Source organism: Streptomyces sp. NPDC044063 (assembly GCF_056434285.1).
In genome coordinates this window covers 15,422-36,139 of the sequence record NZ_JBWKFM010000014.1, presented here as the reverse complement: position 1 = coordinate 36,139, position 20,718 = coordinate 15,422, and the positions used below count along the sequence as shown (strand labels likewise).

Below are 20,718 nucleotides of genomic sequence, written 5' to 3'. Positions count from 1 at the left end.
GCCCGGGCGGAGGCCGGGTCTCGCAGGGGCCGCGGCGAGCGGGTGGGCCCCCGCCGGGGTCCGGCGTGGCGGGCAAGGACCGTGGGGCCGGACGGGTGGGGGAAAAACACCGAGGCCCTCGTCCGAAGACGGGGGCCTCACTGTGGCTGGGGCCGGGGTCGAACCGGCGACCTTCCGCTTTTCAGGCGGACGCTCGTACCAACTGAGCTACCCAGCCATGTGACCACCGTAGCGGTCACAAGCGGTCCTGACGGGATTTGAACCCGCGGCCTCCACCTTGACAGGGTGGCGAGCACTCCAAACTGCTCCACAGGACCTTGGCTATGTGCGAGAACAAGTCTCGCACATGGTCAAGCGTGCCCCCAACGGGATTCGAACCCGTGCTACCGCCTTGAAAGGGCGGCGTCCTGGGCCACTAGACGATGAGGGCTGATGGCCCACCTGGGCGCTTCGCAGCGCCTCGGGGACGTGAGAAGCATATGGGATGCGGGGACCGATCGCCAAAACGGTTTGGCGACGGCCTTCCGCCGACCCCTCCCGACGGCCCCCCGTGCCGGACAATGGCGGCGTGCTGGAGATGACGCGCGAGGAGTTCGAGGAACTGGTCGCCGAGGGCCTGGACCGGATCCCGCAGGAGCTGACGCGGCTGATGGACAACGTCGCCGTGTTCGTCGAGGACGAGCCGGCGGCGGACGACCCGGAGCTGCTCGGGCTGTACGAGGGCACGCCCCTGACCGAGCGGGGCGAGTGGTACGCGGGCGTGCTGCCGGACCGGATCACGATCTACCGGGGACCGACGCTGCGGATGTGCGCGACCCGGGACGAGGTCGTGGCCGAGGTGGAGGTGACGGTCGTTCACGAGGTCGCCCACCACTTCGGGATCGACGACGCGCGGCTGCACGCGCTGGGCTACGGATGATCGATGGCTGACGGCCGCCCGCCCGGCGTGTCCTGGGCGGGGCGGGGCCAGTTGGGCAGGAAGCCTGTCCCCTGCACCCGAAGGCGGTCCCATTCATGCGCGCAATGTCGGCGCCCGCGTCAGCGCTCACCCGAATCGCGGCCGCGGCCGTGGCCACTCTGGCCCTGGGCGGGTGCATGAGCGTGAGCGACCCCGGGCGGCCGGCGCCCACGGGGGCGGGCAGGCTGCGCGAGACGGGCGCGGAGCCGGACGGCGGCGTCCGGCTGCCGGGCGGCCGGGGCGGCCACGCGGACGCCAAGGCGGCCCGGGGCGGCGCGAGCGGCAGCCCGGCGGCCAAGGGTGGGCGCAGTGGTTCCGCCTCGGCGCCCCCGTCGGCGGCCCCGGAGGCGTCGCCGCCCGCCGAGAAGCCGGACAAGCCGGGGGAGGGGAAGAAGCCCCCGGCCGGCTCCGGCCCGGCCGCGTCCCACCCGCCGGGCAAGCCGTCGGCCCCGCCGCAGCCGCCCTCGCAGCCCCCGAGCAGCCAGGCGCCGACACCCCCGTCGCAGCCGCCCTCGTCCTCGCCGCCGTCCCCGCAGCCGGGACCGCAGGCCGGGCCGTCGTAGCCGTCCGGGAGCGGGCGGGGAAGGGTGTGTGGCGCAGGCCATGGCGTCGCGGCTTGCGCGGCACCGCGTTGGGTGCGTATGGTGGTAGATCGTTTGATCCCATTTGCCCGGCGCCAGCAGAAGCGCGCCGTGTGGCGCGTTCCTTACCTTGCCGTGGCTGACCGCATCGAGGCGGTCATTTGTGAAGCCGACACGGAGCTTGGGCGCGTGCCGAAACTCCGGAAGGTTTCGCATTTCGCATGTCCATTTCCACTGACCAGACCGTCATGCCCGAGGCCGACGAGATGATCGTCGAAGCCGCCGCCGAGGTCGTCGAGGCCGCCGCGGAGGCCGCCGAGAGCACCACCGAGGCCGCTGAGCCCGCCGAGCCCCAGATCACCTTCGGCGACCTGGGCCTGGACGACGCGATCGTCCGCAAGCTCGCGCAGAACGGTGTGACCACCCCCTTCCCGATCCAGGCCGCGACCATCCCGGACGCCCTGGCCGGCAAGGACATCCTCGGCCGTGGCCGCACCGGCTCCGGCAAGACCCTCTCCTTCGGTCTGCCGCTGCTGTCCACCCTGGCCGGCGGTCACACCGAGAAGAAGCGCCCGCGCGGTCTGATCCTCACCCCGACCCGTGAGCTGGCGATGCAGGTCGCCGACGCCCTCCAGCCGTACGGCGACGTCCTCGGCCTGAAGATGAAGGTCGTCTGCGGCGGTACGTCCATGGGCAACCAGATCTACGCCCTGGAGCGCGGCGTCGACATCCTCGTCGCCACCCCGGGCCGTCTGCGCGACATCATCAACCGCGGTGCCGCCTCCCTCGACAAGGTCCAGGTCGCCGTCCTCGACGAGGCCGACCAGATGGCCGACATGGGCTTCCTGCCCGAGGTCACCGAGATCCTCGACCTGGTGCCCTCCGGCGGCCAGCGTCTGCTCTTCTCGGCCACCCTCGAGAACGAGATCGACACCCTGGTCAAGCGCTACCTGGTCGACCCGATCACGCACGAGGTCGACCCGTCCGCCGGCGCCGTCTCGACGATGACCCACCACGTCCTCGTCGTGAAGCCGAAGGACAAGGCGCCGGTCACCGCCGCCATCGCCGCCCGCAAGGGCCGCACCATCATCTTCGTCCGCACCCAGATGGGCGCCGACCGCGTCGCCGAGCAGCTGCTCGACGCCGGTGTCCGCGCGGACGCGCTGCACGGCGGCATGACCCAGGGCGCCCGTACCCGCGTCCTGGAGGACTTCAAGGCCGGCTACGTGAACTGCCTGGTCGCCACCGACGTCGCCGCCCGCGGCATCCACGTCGACGGCATCGACCTGGTCCTCAACGTCGACCCCGCCGGCGACCACAAGGACTACCTGCACCGCTCCGGCCGTACGGCCCGCGCCGGTCAGTCCGGCACGGTCGTCTCCCTGGCCCTGCCGCACCAGCGCAAGCAGATCTTCCGCCTGATGGAGGACGCGGGCGTCGACGCCTCGCGCCACATCGTCGGCGGTGCCGGCGCCTTCGACGAGGACGTCGCCAAGATCACCGGCGCTCGCTCCCTCACCGAGGTCCAGGCCGACTCCGCGGCCAACGCCGCCAAGCAGGCCGAGCGTGACCTGGCCGACCTCACCCGTCAGCTGGAGCGCGCCCAGCGCCGCGCCACCGAGCTCCGCGAGGAGGCCGACCGCCTGCTGGCCCGTGCCGCCCGCGAGCGCGGCGAGGACCCGGAGGCCGCTGTGGCCGCCGCGGCCGAGGAGGCCGCGAACGAGGCCGCCAAGGCGGAGGAGGCGGCCGCCGCCGCGGCCGTCCCGGCCCAGGCGTCCGCGCCCGCCTTCGAGCGCCGCGACGAGCGGGGCAACTTCGACCGCCGTCGTGACGAGCGCCGTGACGACCGTGGCGGTGACCGCGGTGGCTTCCGTCGTGACGACCGTGGCGGCGACCGCGGTGGCGACCGTGGTGGCTTCCGTCGTGACGACCGTCGTGACGACCGTGGCGGCGACCGCGGTGGCTTCCGCCGTGACGACCGCGGTGGTGACCGTGGCGGCTTCCGTCGCGACGACCGTCCGTCCGGTGGCTTCCGCCGTGACGACCGCCGTGACGACCGTGGCGGCGACCGCGGTGGCGACCGTGGTGGCTTCCGTCGTGACGACCGTGGCGACCGTGGTGGCTTCCGCCACGACGACCGTCGCGAGGACCGTGGCGGCTTCCGTCGCGACGACCGTCGTGACGACCGCGGTGGCGACCGTGGCGGCTTCCGCCGTGACGACCGCCCCTCCGGTGGCTTCCGTCGCGACGACCGCCCGTCCGGTGGCTTCCGCCGTGACGACCGTCCGTCCGGTGGCTTCCGCTCCGGTGGCGGCGACCGCCCGTTCAACCGCGACCGTCGTGACGACCGTCCGTCCGGTGGCTTCCGCTCCGGCGGCGGCGACCGCCCGTACGGCCGCCGTGACGACCACCGTGGCGCGAACTCCTTCGACCGGCGCGCCGAGAAGCCGCGCTGGAAGCGCAACGGCTGATCCCCACAGCTGAACTGAGGGCCCGTACGACGCGTGAGGCGTCGTACGGGCCCTCGTACGTTTCGCCATCTCGCGTCATAAGGACTCGGGCTACGGCGGTCGGCCGGGCTATGCTGCGGTGTGCGGGCCGTTAGCTCAATTGGCAGAGCAGTGGACTTTTAATCCATTGGTTGTGGGTTCGAGTCCCACACGGCCTACCGCAGAGGCCCAGGTCGGATCCCTTCCGACCTGGGCCTCCTCGCGTTTCACGGGCCCCCGCGCGACCCCGGCGGGCGGCGATGCGGGGGTGGGTGGCGGCCGTTCACCGGCGCGCTACCCGTGCGGGTGGTCATGGGGGGATTCCGGTCCGGTTTCGTGAGGGTTTGCCGGTGATGGGCCGGTGGGCGCCGCCCTAGGGTGACGGGCCCCGGACCGGAATTGCCGGAGGTACGTGCGCCATGAGGCATATACGGCTGCTGCGCTCCAGGACCGTGCGAGTGCTGTGGCTCTCGATGGCGCTGTCGGTCCTGGGCGACCGGCTCTACGGGCTCGCCGCGATGTGGGTCGTCTACGAATCGACCGGGTCGTCCTCGCTGATGGGGCTGGTGGGCGTCGTCGAGTCGGTGCCGTACATCGTGCTCGGCGTCGCGGGCTCGGTGGTGGAGCGCTTCACCTGCTGGCACTCCCTGGCCCGGGTCGACGCCGCCCGCGCGCTCGTGGCCGTCGCCGTGCCCCTGCTGTGGTCCCCGGACCTGCCGGGCTTCCTCATCATGCTCGTCCTCGTGCTGCTGCTCGGCTCGCTCAGCGCCGTCTTCGAGCCGAACCTGGGCGCCCTGATCCCCCAGCTCGTGGCTCCGGACCAGGTGGCCGACGCGAGTTGTCTGTTCGACCTGACGTCGAGGGTGGCGGCGGTCGTCGGACAGGGCAGCGTGGGCGCGCTCCTGGTGCTCGTCCCCGAGATCCACCTCTTCGCGATCGACGGCTTCACCTTCGCCGTGTCGGCCGTCGCCCTCGGCTGGCTCGGCCGCCGGACGGCACTCGCGGCGGCCGGCCTGGACCGCGCCGACCTGTGGCCGGACGCGGGGCGCGCGGCCGAGGCGCCTCCGGTCGATGCGTTCCCGGTCGAGACGTCTCCGGTCGATGCGTCTCCGGTCGAGACGTCTCCGGCCGGGACGTCTCCGGCCGGGACGTCTCCGGCCGGGACGTCCCCGGTCGAGGGCGGGCGGGGCGAGTCCGGTGGGCGGGAGGAGCCCGGTGGGAAGCGGCCCCTCGGGGCGGCGGCCGCCGGGCGCGAACGGGCCGTCCGGGCCTGGGAGGTCCTCCGCCGGCACCGGGGCGTCGCCGTGGCCATCGCCGTGCACGGCGTGGCCCAGTTCACCGCCGCCGTCTCCACCGTCGGCCTGCCACCGCTCCTCGTCACCCGCTTCGGGCAGGGTGCCGCGGGCTACGGGCTGGCCCTCGCCGCCACCGCGGCCGGCGGCCTCGGCGGCAACCTGCTGACCGGCCACCTCCCCGCCCACTGGACCTGGCTGGCCACGTACTGCGTCGCCTGGGCGGCGTCCGGCCTGTCGCTGGCGGGTCTCGGCGTCGCGGACTCCATCACGGCGGTGATCGTCCTCTGTGTGACCTCCGGTCTGCTGTTCCCGGTGACCGCGGTGACGCTGCGGGCCCACCTCTCCGGCTTCGTCGCCGCCGAACGGCTGCGGCTGCTCACCGTGGACCAGACGGCCGTCCGGACGGCGAGCACGGCCGGTCTCCTGCTGCTGCCGTTCGCCGTGGACGCCGCCCCGGCGGGCTCCTTCGTGGTCGCCGGGGCGCTGCTGTCGGCGGCGGCCCTGCTCGGGTGGTGGCTCGCCGGCCGCGGGGGCGGGGAGGCCGCCGATCGTGTGGGCACGGGCGGGAGGACGTAGGGGGGTGGGAGCCCGGCACGCCGCCGGGTGCGGCCTCCGGGGCCGTCCGTTGCGCCGGGCGTTCGGGGGACGCACGGCTGTCAGCGGGCGCCCGCGGTGGTTCACCCCGTCCGCCGTCGGGCTCCCGCCAGTTGGTGAAAACCCCGCCCCGCGGCCGTGTTCGCGCCGCTACGGTAAGTGCGCGGGGTGGGGTCCGGTGTGGCGAGGGTCGGGAGGCGGCAGGCATGGCGAAGACGCGAGCGGGCGGGGGCGAGGGCGAGAGCAGGGGCTGCGGCGAGCCGGGCGGCCCCGGCCGCGGCCCGCGCGGCCGTGCGCCCGAGCCGACCCCCGCCGAGCAGGTCGAGGAGCTGCTGAAACGGGCCCAGAACGGGTTCGAGATCGCCGAGCGGGTGCTGGAGCGGCTGGCCACCGCCCTGATGCACCAGGCGGAGCTGCGCTCGTACCGTCAGCGCAACGACGGCAGTCGCCCGCTGCGCTGCAACACCTACCGCCACATCTTCCTCCTCGCGGACGGCAGCAGCCTGCTGCTCTACGAGCTGGAGCACGACACCGGCCCCCACGACCGCTTTCTGTACGAGCTGTACGCCCAGGAGGACGCCCTCGACGCCGCCGAGCGGCGGGTGCACGAGCGGATCGGCGGCGGGGGCATCGGCCCGGGCAGCGAGGCCGAGGAGCTGCCGCCGTGGCTGGCCGAGGAGCTGCTGCTCGCCATGGGGCCCACGCGGCCCCGGCGGGAGTACGTCTCCGAGGCCTCGCCCGACCACGCCCGCCGGCTGCTGCGGCGCGCCGAGAACCAGGACGGCCCCGGCGAGGTGGTGCGCGAGCTGCTGCAGGGCGCGCTCGGCCACCACATCGCGCTCATCACCAAGCCCCGCCGCCGGGGCTCCGGCCGGGACACCACGTGGTGCCGGTTCTACGAGCACGCGTTCCTGCTGGAGGGCGGCGGGGAGGTCAGCCTCTGGGAGCTGGAGCACAACATGACGGCGGACGGCCGGCTGGTGTGCGAGGTCTACCTCGACGAGGCGGAGGCGGAGGTCGCGGCGGACCGGCACGCCAGGGCCCAGGGGGTCGAGTTATAGACCCGCGCGGGAGGGGCGGCCGGTGGCTCGTGGGCCCGGGCGGTGCCGGTGCGCATTGTGCGATTGCCATGTACGCGCCATCGCCGGGCTCGTCGCATGCTACGATTGTTCGAGTTGCAGTTGTGGTACCCATGAACTCGTGTGCGCCTCGGCCATGTAGCCGACGGCGCATTTTTGTTTTAGCCGGTCTATTTCCGGTCTGGGGCCCATCCCATCACTAAGGAGACAGACATGGCGACCGGCACCGTGAAGTGGTTCAACTCCGAGAAGGGCTTCGGCTTCATCGAGCAGGACGGCGGCGGCCCCGACGTCTTCGCCCACTACTCGAACATCACCTCGCAGGGCTTCCGCGAGCTGTTCGAGGGCCAGAAGGTGTCCTTCGACGTCACGCAGGGCCAGAAGGGCCTGCAGGCGGAGAACATCGTCACCATCTGACGACCATCCGCAGCGCCGCAGCGCGTTGACGCTTCCGATGGGGCCCGCACCACTGTGTGCGGGCCCCATCGTCGCGCCTGCCGCGATCACGGCGCCCACCGCGTCCGCGACGATCACCGCGTCCCGGACGCCCACCGCGTCCGTTCGAACAGGGGGCTTGGCACCCCATTGAGGGAAGGTCCCCCCGCATGACTCGCTCCGCCGCCCGTTCCGCCGGCTCCGATCGTCCGGAGCGCTCCACGCGCTCCTCGCGCCCCTCGCGCTCTCCCCGTACGCGTGGCGACGGCGCCGAGGCCCGCCAGTCGTCCGGACGGGGCTCCGCCCGGCGCCGGCCCGTCGAGCCGCAGGGCGACTTCGAGATGCCGGTCAGCACGACGCCGGCGCTGCCGCCGGTGGATTCCTTCGCCGCGCTGGACATGCCCGCCGCGCTGCTCGCCACGCTGACCCGCGAGGGCGTCACCGAGCCCTTCCCGATCCAGGCGGCGACCCTGCCCAACTCGCTGGCCGGTCGTGATGTCCTGGGCCGTGGCCGCACCGGCTCCGGCAAGACCCTCGCCTTCGGTCTGGCCGTCCTCGCCCGTACCGCCGGACGCCGGGCCGAGTCCCGCCGTCCGCTCGCGCTCGTCCTCGTGCCCACCCGCGAACTGGCCCAGCAGGTCACCGACTCGCTCGCCCCGTACGCGACCGCCGTCAACCTGCGGACGGCCACCGTCGTGGGCGGCATGTCCATCGGCCGCCAGGCCCAGACCCTCGCCCGTGGCGCGGAGGTCCTGGTCGCCACGCCCGGGCGGCTCGCGGACCTCATCCAGCGCGGCGAGTGCGAGCTCGGCGACGTGGCGATCACGGTCCTCGACGAGGCCGACCAGATGGCCGACATGGGCTTCCTGCCGCAGGTGACCCGGCTGCTCGACCAGGTCGCCCCGCAGGGCCAGCGGATGCTGTTCAGCGCGACGCTGGACCGCAACGTCGACCGTCTCGTGCGCCGCTTCCTCTCCGACCCGGTCACCCACTCCGTCGACCCGTCGGCGGGTGCGGTCGTCACGATGGAGCACCACCTGCTCCACGTGGCCGACGTGGACGCGAAGAAGGAGACCGTCACCTGGATCGCGGCGCGCGAGGGCCGCGTGATCATGTTCGTGGACACCAAGCGCGGCGCCGACCGGCTGGTCAAGCGGCTGCTCTCGGAGGGCGTACGGGCCGCCGCGCTGCACGGCGGCAAGAGCCAGCCGCAGCGCAACCGCGTGCTGGAGCAGTTCCGCACCGAGCAGGTCACCGCGCTGATCGCCACGAACGTGGCCGCGCGCGGCATCCACATCGACGGCCTGGACCTGGTCGTGAACATCGACCCGCCGGTCGACCACAAGGACTACCTCCACCGGGGCGGCCGCACGGCGCGCGCGGGCGAGTCGGGCACCGTCGTGACGCTGGTACTGCCCGAGGAGCGCCGCGAGATGAGCCGGATGATGGCCACCGCGAAGATCACGCCCCGGAAGGCCGACGTCCACGCCGAGGACGCCGAGCTCGCGCGCGTCACGGGCGCCCGCCGCCCCAGCGGTGTGCCGGTCGTCATCGCCCCGCCGCAGCAGCCGGCGCCGAAGGCCGCGCAGAAGCCGGCGCGGAAGCCGTCCTCCCGGAGGCCGTCCCAGAAGCAGCAGGGCCAGCGGCAGCAGGGTCAGCGGCAGCAGCAGGGTCAGGGGGCGGCGCGCGCCGAGGGCGCGTCGCGTCCCGCGCGCTCCGGCGGGTCCGCCCGCCGCCCGCGCCGTCGCGGCGGTGACGGGGCGGCGCGCGCCGACCGTCGTCCGGCGAACTGAACCACGGCGGGCCGAACCGCGCAGGGCCCTACGGCTGACGGGGGCCGCTGACGGGGCCGCTGACGAGGGCCGCTGACGGGGGCCGCTGACGAGGGCCGCTGACGGGGGCCGAGGGGCGGAGCACACCGCCCCTCGGCCCCCGTCCTCGTCGCGCCAGGTGTCCCCTCGATCGGCCCAACCCCGCTCGCCGGAGCGCCCCGCACCGGCGAGGGTGGGCCGAGATGCCCACTCAACCCGACACCCCTGCCGCGCGCGGTCTCCCGGCCCAGGTGCGCTGGCTGCCGGTCGCCATCATCGTGGCCGGTGTCCTCTTCGACGTCCTCACGCCTCCCCGGTACTCCTCGGCGCCCTTCTTCGCCTCGGCACCGCTCGTCGCGGCGTCCCTGCTGTCACCGAGCGCCACCCTGCTGGTCGCGCTCACCTCCCTGGCCGCCATGGTGGGCCTCACCGTGGGCCGCCAGGCCCCCGAGGCGGGCGAATCGGTGACCGAGGTGGTGACCGTGCTGACCGTCGGCGCCCTCGCCCTCGGCATCAACCACGTCCTCCACCACGGCGACCGGAAGCTGGCCTCCGTACGCGGCATCGCGGAGGCCGCCCAGCGTGCCGTGCTCCCCGCGCCCCCGGCCCGTATCGCCGGGCTGCGGGTCGCCGCGCGCTACGTGGCGGCGGAGGCCGACGCGCGCATCGGGGGCGACCTGTACGCCGTGCAGGACACCCCGTACGGCGTGCGCGTCATCGTCGGGGACGTCCGGGGCAAGGGGCTGGGCGCGGTGGAGGCGGTCGCGGTGCTGCTCGGCACGTTCCGCGAGGCCGCGGAGCAGGAGCGCACGCTGGAGGGGCTCGCCGTACGCCTGGAGCGCGCGTTGCAGCGGGAGGGCGTACGGAGGGCGAACCTCGACCAGAGCGAGGGCTTCACCACGGCCGTCCTCGCCGAGGTCCCGTCGGGCCCCGGCGTGCTCCGCATGATCAACCGGGGCCACCCGCCGCCTCTGCTGCTCTACCCCGGCGGCATGGTCGGCGAGGCCCACCCCGCCATGCCCGCCCTGCCGCTCGGCATGGGCGAGTTGGGCGTCTGGCCGGACCGGGTGGAGGAGTGGGACTTCCCGGCGGGTGCGACCCTGCTGCTGTTCACCGACGGGGTGACCGAGGCGCGGGACCCGAGCGGCACGTTCTACGAGCCCAGGAGGCGCCTGGCCGGCCGGCACTTCAAGAGCCCCGAGGCACTGTTGGACACCCTCGTCGCCGACGTCGCGCGGCATGCCGGGGGGCGGACGAACGACGACATGGCCCTGCTGGCCATCCGGCGCGGCGACGGCCGTCACCGCCCCGTCACGGTCACTCAGACGATCGACCAGGCCACACCCCGTATGATCCGCGTCCGGTCCGATAACGACTGACGAACGATCAGCTGGGACGTATGGCCACATCGCCCCAAGAGGCCTACGGATTCACGCTTTCGGCTTGGTTTCCGGCCGCCGTGTCTATTAACGTTCGATAACGCAGCGCGGTCCTTGAGCCGTCGCCAGGGGCGGCGCCGTGCGCCTTCGCCGAATCCCGTGGGTGGAACCGGGGAACCATCAACCTTTGGGGTGAATCGGGCCGTACGCCGGCCCGTAGGAGACCTTCCTGCTCCGAACCCGTCAGCTAACCCGGTAGGCGAGTCGGAAGGAAAGGAGTGCGCCCCGGTGGCGTCCAACAGGTCCGATCTGGACGGAAGTTCGCACGACGCGCACGGAGTGCCGTACGCGGCCTACGAGACGCACGAGCCCACATACGGGTACGCGTACGAGACCGGGCCCGCCCATGACCCGGCGTACGAGCCCGCCTACGAGCCGGCCTACGAGCCGGCCTACGGGACCGCTCCCGAGCCCGCCCACGAGCCCGTGAGCGCCGAGGGGCCCGGCGGCGAGTGGAACCCGTCCGAGGACTCCCTGGCGCCCCCGGCCCGCGGCAGACACCGCGTCGTCAAGCAGCGCGGCGGCACGATGGCCCGCAGCGGCGCCGTGCTCGGCGTGGGCATGATCGCGGCGGTGGGCGCCGGCGGCATGGCGAGTGCCCAGGACCGCCCGGCGGCCCCGATATCCGTGCCGGAACTGTCGAAGATCCCGGGCGTCGGCTCGTTGATCGGCGGCGACGAGGCCCGGACGACGGAGAACGCGGCGGCCCCGGCGGAGGCGAGCCCCGCCGGGCAGGCCGAGGCGGCGCCGGAGCCCGCGCACAGCGCGGCCGACGCCGGTGAGGCGCTGCGGGCGCGCATCCTCCTGCAGGCCGAGCGCCAGCAGGGCGCCGCGGAGGAGGAGGCCCGCGCGGCCGAGGAGCGGACGGCGGTCGAGGCGACGCGGAGGACGGCGGCGGAGAAGGCTGAGGCGCACCAGGTGCAGGTGGCCGCCCAGCACGCCCGGAGAGCCGGCGAGTCGCAGGGGGCGGCCGGGTCGGCAGGGTCGGACGAGTCGAGCGGGTCGGACGATTCGAGCGGGTCGGACGAGTCGGCGGCGGCCGGGAAGGCCGGGAAGGCGGGCGCGACGGCGTTCTCCCGGCGTGCGGAGAAGGCCGCGCACGGCGCACAGGAGTATGTCGCCGACCACGACTACGGACAGCGGGCCGACAGATCCCACCGTGGCGGGTACGTCCTCCCCGTCGCCTCGTACACCCTGACCGCGGGCTTCGGCCAGGCGGGCGACATGTGGTCCGCGCACCACACCGGCGAGGACTTCGCGGCGCCGACCGGCACCCCGGTGAAGGCGGTGGGCGGCGGCACCGTCACCCAGGCGGGCTGGGCGGGCGCGTACGGCTACCGGGTCGTGCTGACGCTCGATGACGGTACCGAGATCTGGTACTGCCACCTGTCGTCGATGGTGGTGACGTCGGGCAAGGTCGGGGCCGGCACGGTCATCGGCCGGGTGGGCGCCACCGGCAACGTCACCGGCGCGCATCTCCACCTGGAGGTGCGGCCGGACGGCGGCGCGCCGGTGGACCCGCTGACGTGGCTGCGGGGCAAGGGCCTGCGGCCGTAGGACGGGACGCGTAGGGCAGAGGCGCGTAGGGCTGGGGGCGCGCATTCCGTGCTCCGCGCCTGGCGCCTGAACGCGCGCTCCGCAAGCGCAGCGGTGCACCCGGGTAACAGACGCCCAATATCCCGATATGGGGAATGTTCTGTCGCCAATCGGGAAATCAGAGCATGTGACGACGCCCGCGACAACCATCACCACGTCGGTGCCTGCCCGCCTGGACCGTCTGCCCTGGTCCCGGTGGCACTGGACGGTGGTGATCGGTCTCGGCACGGTCTGGATCCTGGACGGCCTGGAAGTGACGATCGTCGGCAATATCGCCGGCCGTCTCTCCGAACAGGGCAGCGGCCTGTCCATCACCTCCGGTGGGGTGACCGGCCTGGCCGCCGCGCTCTATGTGGCGGGAGCGTGCTCGGGCGCTCTCTTCTTCGGCAGGCTGACGGACCTCTTCGGCCGTAAAAGGCTCTTCATGGTCACGCTCGCGGTCTATCTGGGCGCCACGGCGCTGACCGCGCTGTCGTACACCTCCTGGTGGTTCTTCGTCTTCCGCTTCGTGACGGGCTTCGGCATCGGAGGGGAGTACGCGGCCATCAACTCGGCCATCGACGAGCTGATCCCGGCCGCCTACCGCGGCCGGGTCGACCTGATCATCAACGGCAGCTTCTGGCTGGGAGCCATCGCGGGTTCCCTGCTGTCGATCCTCATGCTCGACACGAGCATCTTCCCCAAGAGCCTGGGCTGGCGGCTGACGTTCGCGATGGGCGTCGTCCTGGGACTGGTGATCCTGCTCGTCCGGCGCCAGGTGCCGGAGAGTCCGCGCTGGCTGTTCATCCATGGCCGGGCCGAGGAGGCCGAGCGGCTGGTGACGTCGATCGAGAAACGCGTCGCCGCCGAGAAGGGCACGGAGCTGCCGGCCCCCAAGGGCAGCATCACCATCCGCCAGCGCGAGAGCTTCGGCTTCCGGGACATCGCGCGCACGGTCTTCTCCGACTACCGGCGCCGGGCCATCCTGGGACTCGCCCTGTTCATCGGCCAGGCGTTCCTCTACAACGCCATCACCTTCGGCTTCGGCGCCATCCTCACCCGCTTCTTCGGCGTGTCGACGTCCCGCACCGGCTACTTCTTCGCGGTCATAGCGGTGGGCAACTTCCTGGGCCCGCTGCTCCTCGGCAAGCTGTTCGACACGCTGGGCCGGCGGATCATGATCTCCTCCACGTATCTGCTGGCGGGGGTCCTGCTCTTCGGTACGGCCGTGCTCTTCGGAGAGGGGCAGCTGAACGCCGTCACGCTCACCGCCTGCTGGGCCGTCGTGCTCTTCTTCGCCTCGGCCGGCGCGAGCAGCGCCTACCTCACGGTGTCCGAGATCTTCCCGATGGAGACCCGGGCCATGGCGATCGCCTTCTTCTACGCGGTCGGCACGGCGGCCGGCGGCATCAGCGGCCCCCTGCTCTTCGCCGCGCTGACGCAGAGCGGCGTCGTGAGCGACACGGTCCTGGCGTTCAGCATCGGCGCCTCGCTGATGTGCGCGGGCGGCGTGGTGGCCGCCTTCCTCGCCGTACGCGCCGAGGGCCGGTCCCTTGAGGACATCGCGGCACCCCTGTCCGTCCACCCTCCCGAGCCCCTGCCGGCGCCCGCGCCCGCGGAATAACAATCCCAGCAGGGGAGTTGCACCATCGCATGGCTGACACTCATCGCAACCACGGCACCACGGGCCACCGGGGCATCGGCGCCCTCTCCGTCCACCCGCTGGCCCTGGGCGGCAACGTCTTCGGCTGGACGGCGGACGAGAAGGAGTCCTTCGCCGTCCTCGACACGTACGCGGAGGCCGGCGGCAACTTCATCGACACCGCCGACGTCTACTCCGCCTGGGTCCCCGGCAACCAGGGAGGCGAGTCCGAGACCATCATCGGCAACTGGATGGCCGCCCGCGGCAACCGCGACGCCGTCGTCGTGGCCACCAAGGTCGGCCACGGCGTCCCGGCCCACCGCGGCCTGCGCCCCGAGGTGATCAAGACGGATGTGGAGGCCTCGCTGCGCCGGCTGCGCACGGACCGCATCGACCTCTACTACACCCATGTCGACGACGAGTCGGTGCCGGTGGAGGAGATCATCGGCGCGCTGGACGCGCTGGTGAAGGAGGGGAAGATCCGCGAGATCGGCGCCTCCAACATCACGGCCGAGCGGCTGCGGGCCTCCCTCGACTTCTCCGACCGGTCCGGCCTGGCCAAGTACGTGGCCATCCAGCCCCACTACAACCTGGTCTCCCGCGCCACCTACGAGGGCGAGCTGGCCACCGTCGCCGCGGAGCACGGCTTGGCCGCGATCCCCTACTTCGCGCTGGCCTCCGGCTTCCTCACCGGCAAGTACCGCCCGGGCACCGCGGTGGACAGCGCCCGGGCCGGCAGCGCCGGACAGCACCTGGAGTCCGAGCGCGGCCGGCGGGTCCTCGCTGCCCTGGACGAGGTGGCGACGGCCCACGACGCCGAGCTCGCCACCGTCGCCCTGGCCTGGCTGGCCGCCCGCCCCACGGTGGCCACCCCCCTGGCCAGCGCCCGCACGGTGGCCCAGCTCCCACCCTTGCTGGCGGTGGCGGACCTGAAACTGACGGCCCCCGACCTGACGAAGCTGACGGAGGCCTCGGCGTAACCGGGGCACGCCTAGGCGTCGTGGCGCGCCCGCTCCACCGCCCACGACGCCAGCGCGACGGCCCCGGCCACGCCGAACACGGACGGCCAGGCCCCCACCTTCTTGGCGAGCGGGTGCGACCCGGCGAACGCGGCGACGTACGCCCCGGTCAGCGCGGCGGCGGGCCCGGCCCCGGCGGTGTCCCTCCACCGCTTGGCGGCCACGGCCCCGGCGGCGGCGAGCACCACACCCCCAAGCGGCCGCTGCTTGGTCCACCGCGCGACCCCGTACCCCCCGACAAGCCCCCCGGCAGCCACAAGCGCCGCAGGAACCTTCTCCACCACTGCCGCCATTGCTGAACCTCCGCGTCAAGAGAACGCACGAATTGAACGAGCCGTCTCCCGAGCCTAACTCCGCACTTTTGGCGGGAGACGCCCGGCCGCAGGCCGCCCGACGGCACGGGACCTGAAAGATCAGAGGCCGGCTGTCCGTGCCGCGGTGACGGCGGCAGCGATGCTGGTTGCGACAATGGCGGGATCTTCGTGCTCCCAGAAGCGCAGGACTGTCCATCCGGAGTCGACCAACCAGTTCGTCGTCTCGCGGTCGCGGGCCATGTTGCGATCGAGCTTCTGGCGCCACCACTCGGCGTTCGCCTTGGGGCTGGTGGCGTGACTCGGGCAGCCGTGCCAGAAGCACCCGTCGAGGAACACTGCGATTTTCGGCCCGGGAAAAGCGATATCGATTGATCGACGGGGCATACCGGGGACCGGTCGATGCAGGCGATAGCGATATCCCGCGCTGTGGAGCGCGCGCCGAACGGCCAGCTCGGGGTTGGTGTCCCGGCTGGCTTGGCGACTCATACGGTCGGAAACGCCGGGCGAGGAGGGAGTGATGGACACACGACCCATTCTGCCGGTGGCGCTTCGTCGTCAACCGTCCTGCGGATGACGCGAGCGATTGTTCCCCGCTGTGCCAGGGTCAGTGCGGCCGGCCCGGGGGCTGGGGCTGGGAGCAGGTGGGGATTGGGGGTGGGGTGGTGGGGGGTGTCCAGCCTGTCCAGGGGGTGGGGGGCATCGGGGGTGCGAACGGGCGGGGCGTGCCTGCTATCGCTTGGGTCAGGGCCGGCTGCGCTGTTGCCCTGCGGTGCCAGAGGTGGTGGAGGAGTTCCTGTTCCCTGGCCGTGAAGTCGGGGTCCGGGGTGCCGCGGTGGGCACGGTGGCGGAGGAAGGCCAGCGAGGTGGCGAAGGATATGTACTCGGCGACCGCGCGGGCCGCCGCCGGGCCGCCGGTGCGGCGTGCCACGTCGCGGGCTATGCCGCGGGCGCGCAGCGAGGCGAGGGCGTAGGGCTCGGGCGGGGTGAGCCAGCCCGCGGCCTGGTAGGCGGGGAGGTGGGTCAGGACGGTGCGCAGCTCGTTCTGGCGGGACCAGATGGTCAGCCAGGTCAGGAGGCCGAAGACCGGGACCATGAAGAGGACGTAGACGGCCAGGAAGCCCAGTCCGCCCAGCGTGGCCGAGCCGTTCCACAGGCCGTGCAGGAGCATGGCCGTCAGCAGGGCGACGACCGGTACGAGGACGCGCAGGACGCGGCGGTTCGGGGCCAGCGTCGCCGCCAGGCCGAAGCCCAGGCCCGTCATCGAGGTGAAGAGCGGGTGCGCGAAGGGCGACATCAGCACGCGGATGAAGAACGTGGCCGCCGTCGTCGAGTGCAGTCCGGTGTAGCCGAAGCTCTGGTCGGACGCGAAGGCGTTGCCCAGGTAGAGGATGTTCTCCGTGAAGGCGAAGCCGGTCGCCGTGACGCCGGCGACGACCACGCCGTCGACGATGCCGTTGAAGTCCCGCCGCCGGAAGAGGTAGAGCAGGAGCACGGCCGCGGCCTTGCCGCTCTCCTCGACCACCGGTGCCACGAACGTGGCGCCCACGCTCGAGGCGTCGCCCCGCTCGGTGAAGTCGATCGTGGTGACCAGCCACTTCGTGGCGATGCCGTTCGCCAGCAGGGCGACCAGGGTGGCCGCGCAGGCGCCCCAGGCGAAGGCGAAGATCAGGTTCCGCCAGGGCTTGGGATCGACCCGGTCCATCCAGCGGAACGCGGCTATCAGCAGCGGTACGGGCAGCACGGCCAGGCCCAGGCCGACCAGGAAGCCTTCGGTACCGGTCTGCTCGCGCACCAGCGCGAGGATGATCAGGCCGCAGAGGGCGAGCAGCAGGAACAGCCCGCCCAGGCGTATCGCCCTGTTGTCCCAGAGGGTGTCCCACAGGGCCCGGCGGGGCTTGTAGTGGGCGTACTCCGCAGGTGGCGGGGGCTGCTGGTGGGGCGCGGTCGCGGGCTCATGCACGCGACGACCCTAACCAAGGCCCGACCCGGTCACCGACCGTTTTCCGGTCCGGTGGCCGCGCGGTCCGTACGCCTCAGTGGTCCGTACGCCTGAGCGGTCCGTACGCCTCAGCGGTCCGTACGCCTCAGCGGTCCGCGCGCCGGCGGAACAGCAGGTCGTGCACCACGTGCCCCTTGTCCAGGCCCTGACCCTCGAAGCGGGTCAGCGGACGGAACTCCGGGCGCGGGGCGTAGCCGCCGTCGGGCTGGGTGTTCTCGAAGTCCGGGCTGGCCGAGAGCACCTCCAGCATCTGCTCGGCGTACGGCTCCCAGTCCGTCGCGCAGTGCAGCAGCGCGCCGGGCGCCATGCGGGTGGCGGCGAGCGCCAGGAACTCCGGCTGGATCAGGCGGCGCTTGTGGTGGCGCTTCTTGGGCCAGGGGTCCGGGAAGTAGACGCGGATGCCGGCGAGGGCGTCGGGAACGAGCATCTCGCGCAGCAGGATGATCGCGTCGCCGTTGGCCACCCGGACGTTGGTCAGGCCCTGCTGCTCGGCGAGGTTGAGCAGGTTGCCCTGGCCGGGGGTGTGGACGTCGCAGGCGAGGATGCCGGTGCCGGGGTCGGCGGCCGCCATCCGGGCCGTCGCCTCGCCCATGCCGAAGCCGATCTCCAGGACGACGGGCAGCTCCGGGTCGCCGAAGAGCTCGCCGAGGTCCAGCCGGCTCAGCCCGTCGATGTCCAGGCCCCACGTCGGCCACAGGCGCCGCAGCGCCTCGCCCTGTCCGGTCGTGACGCGGCTGCGGCGCGGCTGGAAGGAACGGATGCGGCGCTCGTGGTGCGAGCCCGCCGGGTCCGGGGCCGGACCGTCGGGGAACATCGGTTCCCGCCGGGCGCGCGGCGGAGCCGGGCTGGCAGTGGCGGGGGCGGCGGAGGCGGAGGCGTGGTTCTCGGACACAGTTCCTCAAGTCTACGGGCGGCCGACCGCTCCCCGGAGGGCCGACGGACGCGGCGACCGTCACACCGGCATCGGCATCGGCACCGGCACCGGCACCGGCACCGGCACCGGCACCAGCATCGGCACGGGCGCAGCCGGCCCGGCCACCAGTCCTCTTCTCACCTCAGCCGATCGTGTGATCAGTCGTTCCGGCGGCGTGGCGGCGCCCCCGTGCCCGTCCCCGGCCCCCATACGCTCCTCGTGGCCCGGCCCGCATCAGGCCGTCAGAGCCGTCGGACACCCCACGCGCCCCCATGGACTCCCTCATGCGACTGCGCCTCCCCGCCCTGCCTCGCTCCCTGACCCGCTCCCTGACCCGCTCCCTGCCACGCCCCCTGACCGCCGCGATCACCGCCACCGCGGCCGCCGCCTCCGCGGTCCTCCTGATCGTGAGCACGGGCTGCGCCCCGTCCTCCTCCGCCCGCGACGACGACGCCGTACCCCGGAAGCGCTCCGCCGCCGCCCTCCGGCACGACGACGGTGATCAGGACCAGTGGCGCCTCGTCTGGTCCGACGAGTTCCGCGGTCCCGCGCATCGCGGCCCCGACCGCGCCAAATGGGGCTTCGAACGGGGTGGCGAGCCCAAGTGGGGCAACCACGAGTGGCAGTACTACACCGACCGGCCCGCGAACGCCTCGCTCGACGGCAGGGGCAGCCTCGTCATCACCGCCCGCCACGAACGGCTGCGCGGCATGAGGTGCGCCGTCGGCCCCTGCGACATCACCTCGGCACGGCTGACCACCAAGGGGAGGTTCGCCCGCGCCTACGGACGCTTCGAGGCCCGCATCAAGATCCCCAAGGGGCAGGGCCTCTGGCCCGCGTTCTGGATGCTCGGCGCGAACGCGGACAGGGTCACCTGGCCCGCCAACGGCGAGATCGACGTCATGGAGGCCCTCGGCCGGGAACCCGGCACGGCCCACGGCGCCGTCCACGGCCCCGGCTACGTCACCCAGGGGCTGGAGCGCCACACCGCGCTCCCCCGCGGGGCCAGCCTGGCCGACGGCTTCCACACGTACCGCGTCGACTGGACACCCGGCAAGGTCACCTGGTTCCTGGACGGCAGGGCCTATGGGAACGCCTGCGCGGGGCAGCTGCGGCGCGGCCAGAAGTGGGTGTTCGACCACCCGCACTACCTGCTGCTCAACCTGGCCGTCGGCGGCGACTGGCCAGGACCGCCGGACGCCACCACGCCCTTCCCCGCGCGGATGCTCGTCGACTACGTACGGGTCTACGCGCCACCCCGCCACTGAGCCGGAGGCCAGGGCCCGCGTGCCCGCCCTCAGGCCGGCTCGTCCAGCTCCGCCAGCACCCTGCGCGCCACCTCCCGCCCGATCGGCAGCGACGCCGTCGCGGCGGGGGAGGGGGCGTTGAGGACGTGCACCATCCGCGGCGACCGGGCGAACAGGAAGTCGTCCACGAGCGTGCCGTCGCGCAGCACCGCCTGCGCCCGCACCCCCGGCGGCGCCGGTATCAGGTCCTCCTGCCGGACCTCCGGCAGGAGCCGGCGCACCGACTCCGTGAAGGCGCTCCGGGACAGCGAACGCCGCACCTCGGTCGCCCCGTACCGCCAGTGGCGCCGGGCCAGGCGCCAGGTGCCCGGGTACGCCGCCGTCCCCGCGAGCTCGCCGGGATGTACGACGTGCCAGCCGTACCCCTCGCGGGCCAGCGCCGGCACGGCGTTCGGCCCCACGTGCACGCCGCCGTCGACGCCACGGGTGAGGTGGACGCCGAGGAAGGGGAACGCGGGGTCGGGCACCGGATAGACCAGGCCGCGCACCAGGTCGGCGCGGTCGGCGGCCAGCTCGAAGTACTCACCCCGGAACGGCACGATCCGCATACCGGGGTCGTCGCCCGCCAGCCGGGCCACCCGGTCGCTGTGCAGTCCCGCGCAGTTGACCAGCGCCCGGGCGCGCAGCACCTCGCCGCGCGCCGTGCGGACGGCGACCCTCGCGCCCCGCCGTCCCACGGTGCGCACCTCCGCGTCGTACCGCACGGACGCCCCCGCGTCCTCGGCCAGGCGCGCCAGCTGCCGCGTCACGGCGCCGTAGTCGCAGATCCCGGTCGTGCCGACGTGGATCGCGGCGATGCCGCGCACGGCGGGCTCGTACTCCGCGATCTGCGCGGGGCCCAGCTCCCGCACCGGGATGCCGTTCTGCCGGCCGCGCTGGACCAGGGCGTGCAGCCGTGGCAGCTCGGCCCGATCGGTGGCGACGATCAGCTTGCCCGTCACCTCGTGCGGCAGGTCGTGCTCGGCGCAGAACCGCACCATCTCCGCCGCGCCCGCGACCGCGAAGCGTGCCTTGAGGGAGCCGGGGCGGTAGTAGATCCCGCTGTGGATCACCCCGCTGTTCCGTCCGGTCTGGTGGCCGGCCGGTCCGCTCTCCTTCTCCAGCACCACCACGCGTGTACCCGGTGCGGCGCGCGTGATCGCGTACGCCGTCGAGAGGCCCACGATCCCGCCCCCGATCACCAGCACATCGCAGTCGTACGCCACCCTCACCTCGCCTCCCCGCGCTCGCCGCCGTGAATGCCCCTCAGCGCCTCACCCACGCACCCC

General features: G+C 73.2%; 17 protein-coding genes, 4 tRNA genes and 1 riboswitch. Of the genes, 13 read left to right on the top strand and 8 right to left on the bottom strand.

The features are described 5' to 3' along the window. Window positions 1–143 precede the first annotated feature (143 nt). The 3 genes from AC07BS_RS18785 to AC07BS_RS18775 all read right to left on the bottom strand — a co-directional run bounded on the left by AC07BS_RS18785 (window position 144) and on the right by AC07BS_RS18775 (window position 430). Window positions 144–217 (bottom strand) — tRNA-Phe (locus AC07BS_RS18785). Window positions 218–242: 25 nt separating this feature from the next. After that, window positions 243–317 (bottom strand) — tRNA-Asp (locus AC07BS_RS18780). 40 nt (window positions 318–357) lie between these two features. Further along, window positions 358–430 (bottom strand) — tRNA-Glu (locus AC07BS_RS18775). Window positions 431–568: 138 nt separating this feature from the next. Between AC07BS_RS18775 and AC07BS_RS18770 the strand changes: the two genes are divergently transcribed. The 12 genes from AC07BS_RS18770 to AC07BS_RS18715 all read left to right on the top strand — a co-directional run bounded on the left by AC07BS_RS18770 (window position 569) and on the right by AC07BS_RS18715 (window position 14,878). Beyond that, window positions 569–919 carry a metallopeptidase family protein gene (locus AC07BS_RS18770; RefSeq protein WP_478648832.1) on the top strand — a complete coding sequence of 117 codons (351 nt, stop codon included), beginning with the start codon at window positions 569–571 and terminating at the stop codon, window positions 917–919. 95 nt (window positions 920–1,014) lie between these two features. After that, a complete protein-coding gene (locus AC07BS_RS18765) occupies window positions 1,015–1,521 on the top strand; it encodes a hypothetical protein (RefSeq protein ID WP_478648830.1) in 507 nt (168 codons plus the stop codon). Between the two features lie 239 nt (window positions 1,522–1,760). Then, window positions 1,761–4,010 carry a DEAD/DEAH box helicase gene (locus tag AC07BS_RS18760; RefSeq protein ID WP_478648827.1) on the top strand — a complete coding sequence of 750 codons (2,250 nt, stop codon included), beginning with the start codon at window positions 1,761–1,763 and terminating at the stop codon, window positions 4,008–4,010. Between the two features lie 124 nt (window positions 4,011–4,134). After that, window positions 4,135–4,207: transfer RNA gene (locus tag AC07BS_RS18755), tRNA-Lys, on the top strand. A gap of 240 nt (window positions 4,208–4,447) precedes the next feature. Then, entirely contained in the window at window positions 4,448–5,899 is a 1,452-nt protein-coding gene (locus AC07BS_RS18750) for an MFS transporter (RefSeq protein ID WP_478933252.1), read from the top strand. Window positions 5,900–6,123: 224 nt separating this feature from the next. Then, window positions 6,124–6,978, top strand: coding sequence for a DUF6227 family protein (locus tag AC07BS_RS18745; RefSeq protein WP_478648822.1), 855 nt, complete (start codon window positions 6,124–6,126; stop codon window positions 6,976–6,978). Between the two features lie 231 nt (window positions 6,979–7,209). Beyond that, the gene (locus AC07BS_RS18740) at window positions 7,210–7,413 is read left to right on the top strand and encodes a cold-shock protein (protein ID WP_478648819.1); all 204 of its coding nucleotides are present in this window, start codon (window positions 7,210–7,212) and stop codon (window positions 7,411–7,413) included. Window positions 7,414–7,601: 188 nt separating this feature from the next. After that, on the top strand, window positions 7,602–9,224 hold the full coding sequence (locus AC07BS_RS18735) for a DEAD/DEAH box helicase (protein ID WP_478933249.1): 1,623 nt from the start codon (window positions 7,602–7,604) through the stop codon (window positions 9,222–9,224). Between the two features lie 221 nt (window positions 9,225–9,445). Beyond that, on the top strand, window positions 9,446–10,621 hold the full coding sequence (locus AC07BS_RS18730) for a PP2C family protein-serine/threonine phosphatase (RefSeq protein WP_478648813.1): 1,176 nt from the start codon (window positions 9,446–9,448) through the stop codon (window positions 10,619–10,621). A gap of 138 nt (window positions 10,622–10,759) precedes the next feature. Next, window positions 10,760–10,898, top strand: a riboswitch (cyclic di-AMP (ydaO/yuaA leader). 11 nt (window positions 10,899–10,909) lie between these two features. After that, window positions 10,910–12,238 carry a M23 family metallopeptidase gene (locus tag AC07BS_RS18725; protein WP_478933246.1) on the top strand — a complete coding sequence of 443 codons (1,329 nt, stop codon included), beginning with the start codon at window positions 10,910–10,912 and terminating at the stop codon, window positions 12,236–12,238. Window positions 12,239–12,365: 127 nt separating this feature from the next. Continuing rightward, complete coding sequence (locus AC07BS_RS18720) at window positions 12,366–13,880, top strand: MFS transporter (RefSeq protein WP_478648807.1); 1,515 nt, start codon at window positions 12,366–12,368, stop codon at window positions 13,878–13,880. 29 nt (window positions 13,881–13,909) lie between these two features. Next, window positions 13,910–14,878 (top strand): aldo/keto reductase, encoded by a 969-nt coding sequence (locus tag AC07BS_RS18715; protein WP_478933244.1) that lies wholly within the window; start codon window positions 13,910–13,912, stop codon window positions 14,876–14,878. 11 nt (window positions 14,879–14,889) lie between these two features. Here AC07BS_RS18715 and AC07BS_RS18710 read toward each other — a convergent pair whose 3' ends face one another. The 4 genes from AC07BS_RS18710 to trmB form a co-directional block, all read right to left on the bottom strand. Beyond that, complete coding sequence (locus AC07BS_RS18710) at window positions 14,890–15,198, bottom strand: hypothetical protein (protein WP_478649229.1); 309 nt, start codon at window positions 15,196–15,198, stop codon at window positions 14,890–14,892. 132 nt (window positions 15,199–15,330) lie between these two features. Beyond that, window positions 15,331–15,765, bottom strand: a complete 435-nt coding sequence (locus AC07BS_RS18705) for a very short patch repair endonuclease (protein WP_478933242.1) — start codon at window positions 15,763–15,765, stop codon at window positions 15,331–15,333. 70 nt (window positions 15,766–15,835) lie between these two features. Beyond that, window positions 15,836–17,191 (bottom strand): PrsW family intramembrane metalloprotease, encoded by a 1,356-nt coding sequence (locus AC07BS_RS18700; RefSeq protein ID WP_478933240.1) that lies wholly within the window; start codon window positions 17,189–17,191, stop codon window positions 15,836–15,838. Between the two features lie 124 nt (window positions 17,192–17,315). Then, window positions 17,316–18,122, bottom strand: coding sequence for a tRNA (guanosine(46)-N7)-methyltransferase TrmB (gene trmB, locus AC07BS_RS18695; RefSeq protein ID WP_478933238.1), 807 nt, complete (start codon window positions 18,120–18,122; stop codon window positions 17,316–17,318). A 305-nt stretch (window positions 18,123–18,427) separates the two neighbouring features. Here trmB and AC07BS_RS18690 point away from each other — a divergent pair, with 305 nt between their 5' ends. Then, entirely contained in the window at window positions 18,428–19,411 is a 984-nt protein-coding gene (locus AC07BS_RS18690) for a glycoside hydrolase family 16 protein (protein ID WP_478933236.1), read from the top strand. A 29-nt stretch (window positions 19,412–19,440) separates the two neighbouring features. On the opposite strand, the gene lhgO is transcribed toward AC07BS_RS18690, so the two are convergent. Further along, on the bottom strand, window positions 19,441–20,655 hold the full coding sequence (lhgO, locus tag AC07BS_RS18685; protein ID WP_478649227.1) for an L-2-hydroxyglutarate oxidase: 1,215 nt from the start codon (window positions 20,653–20,655) through the stop codon (window positions 19,441–19,443). Between the last annotated feature and the right edge of the window lie 63 nt (window positions 20,656–20,718).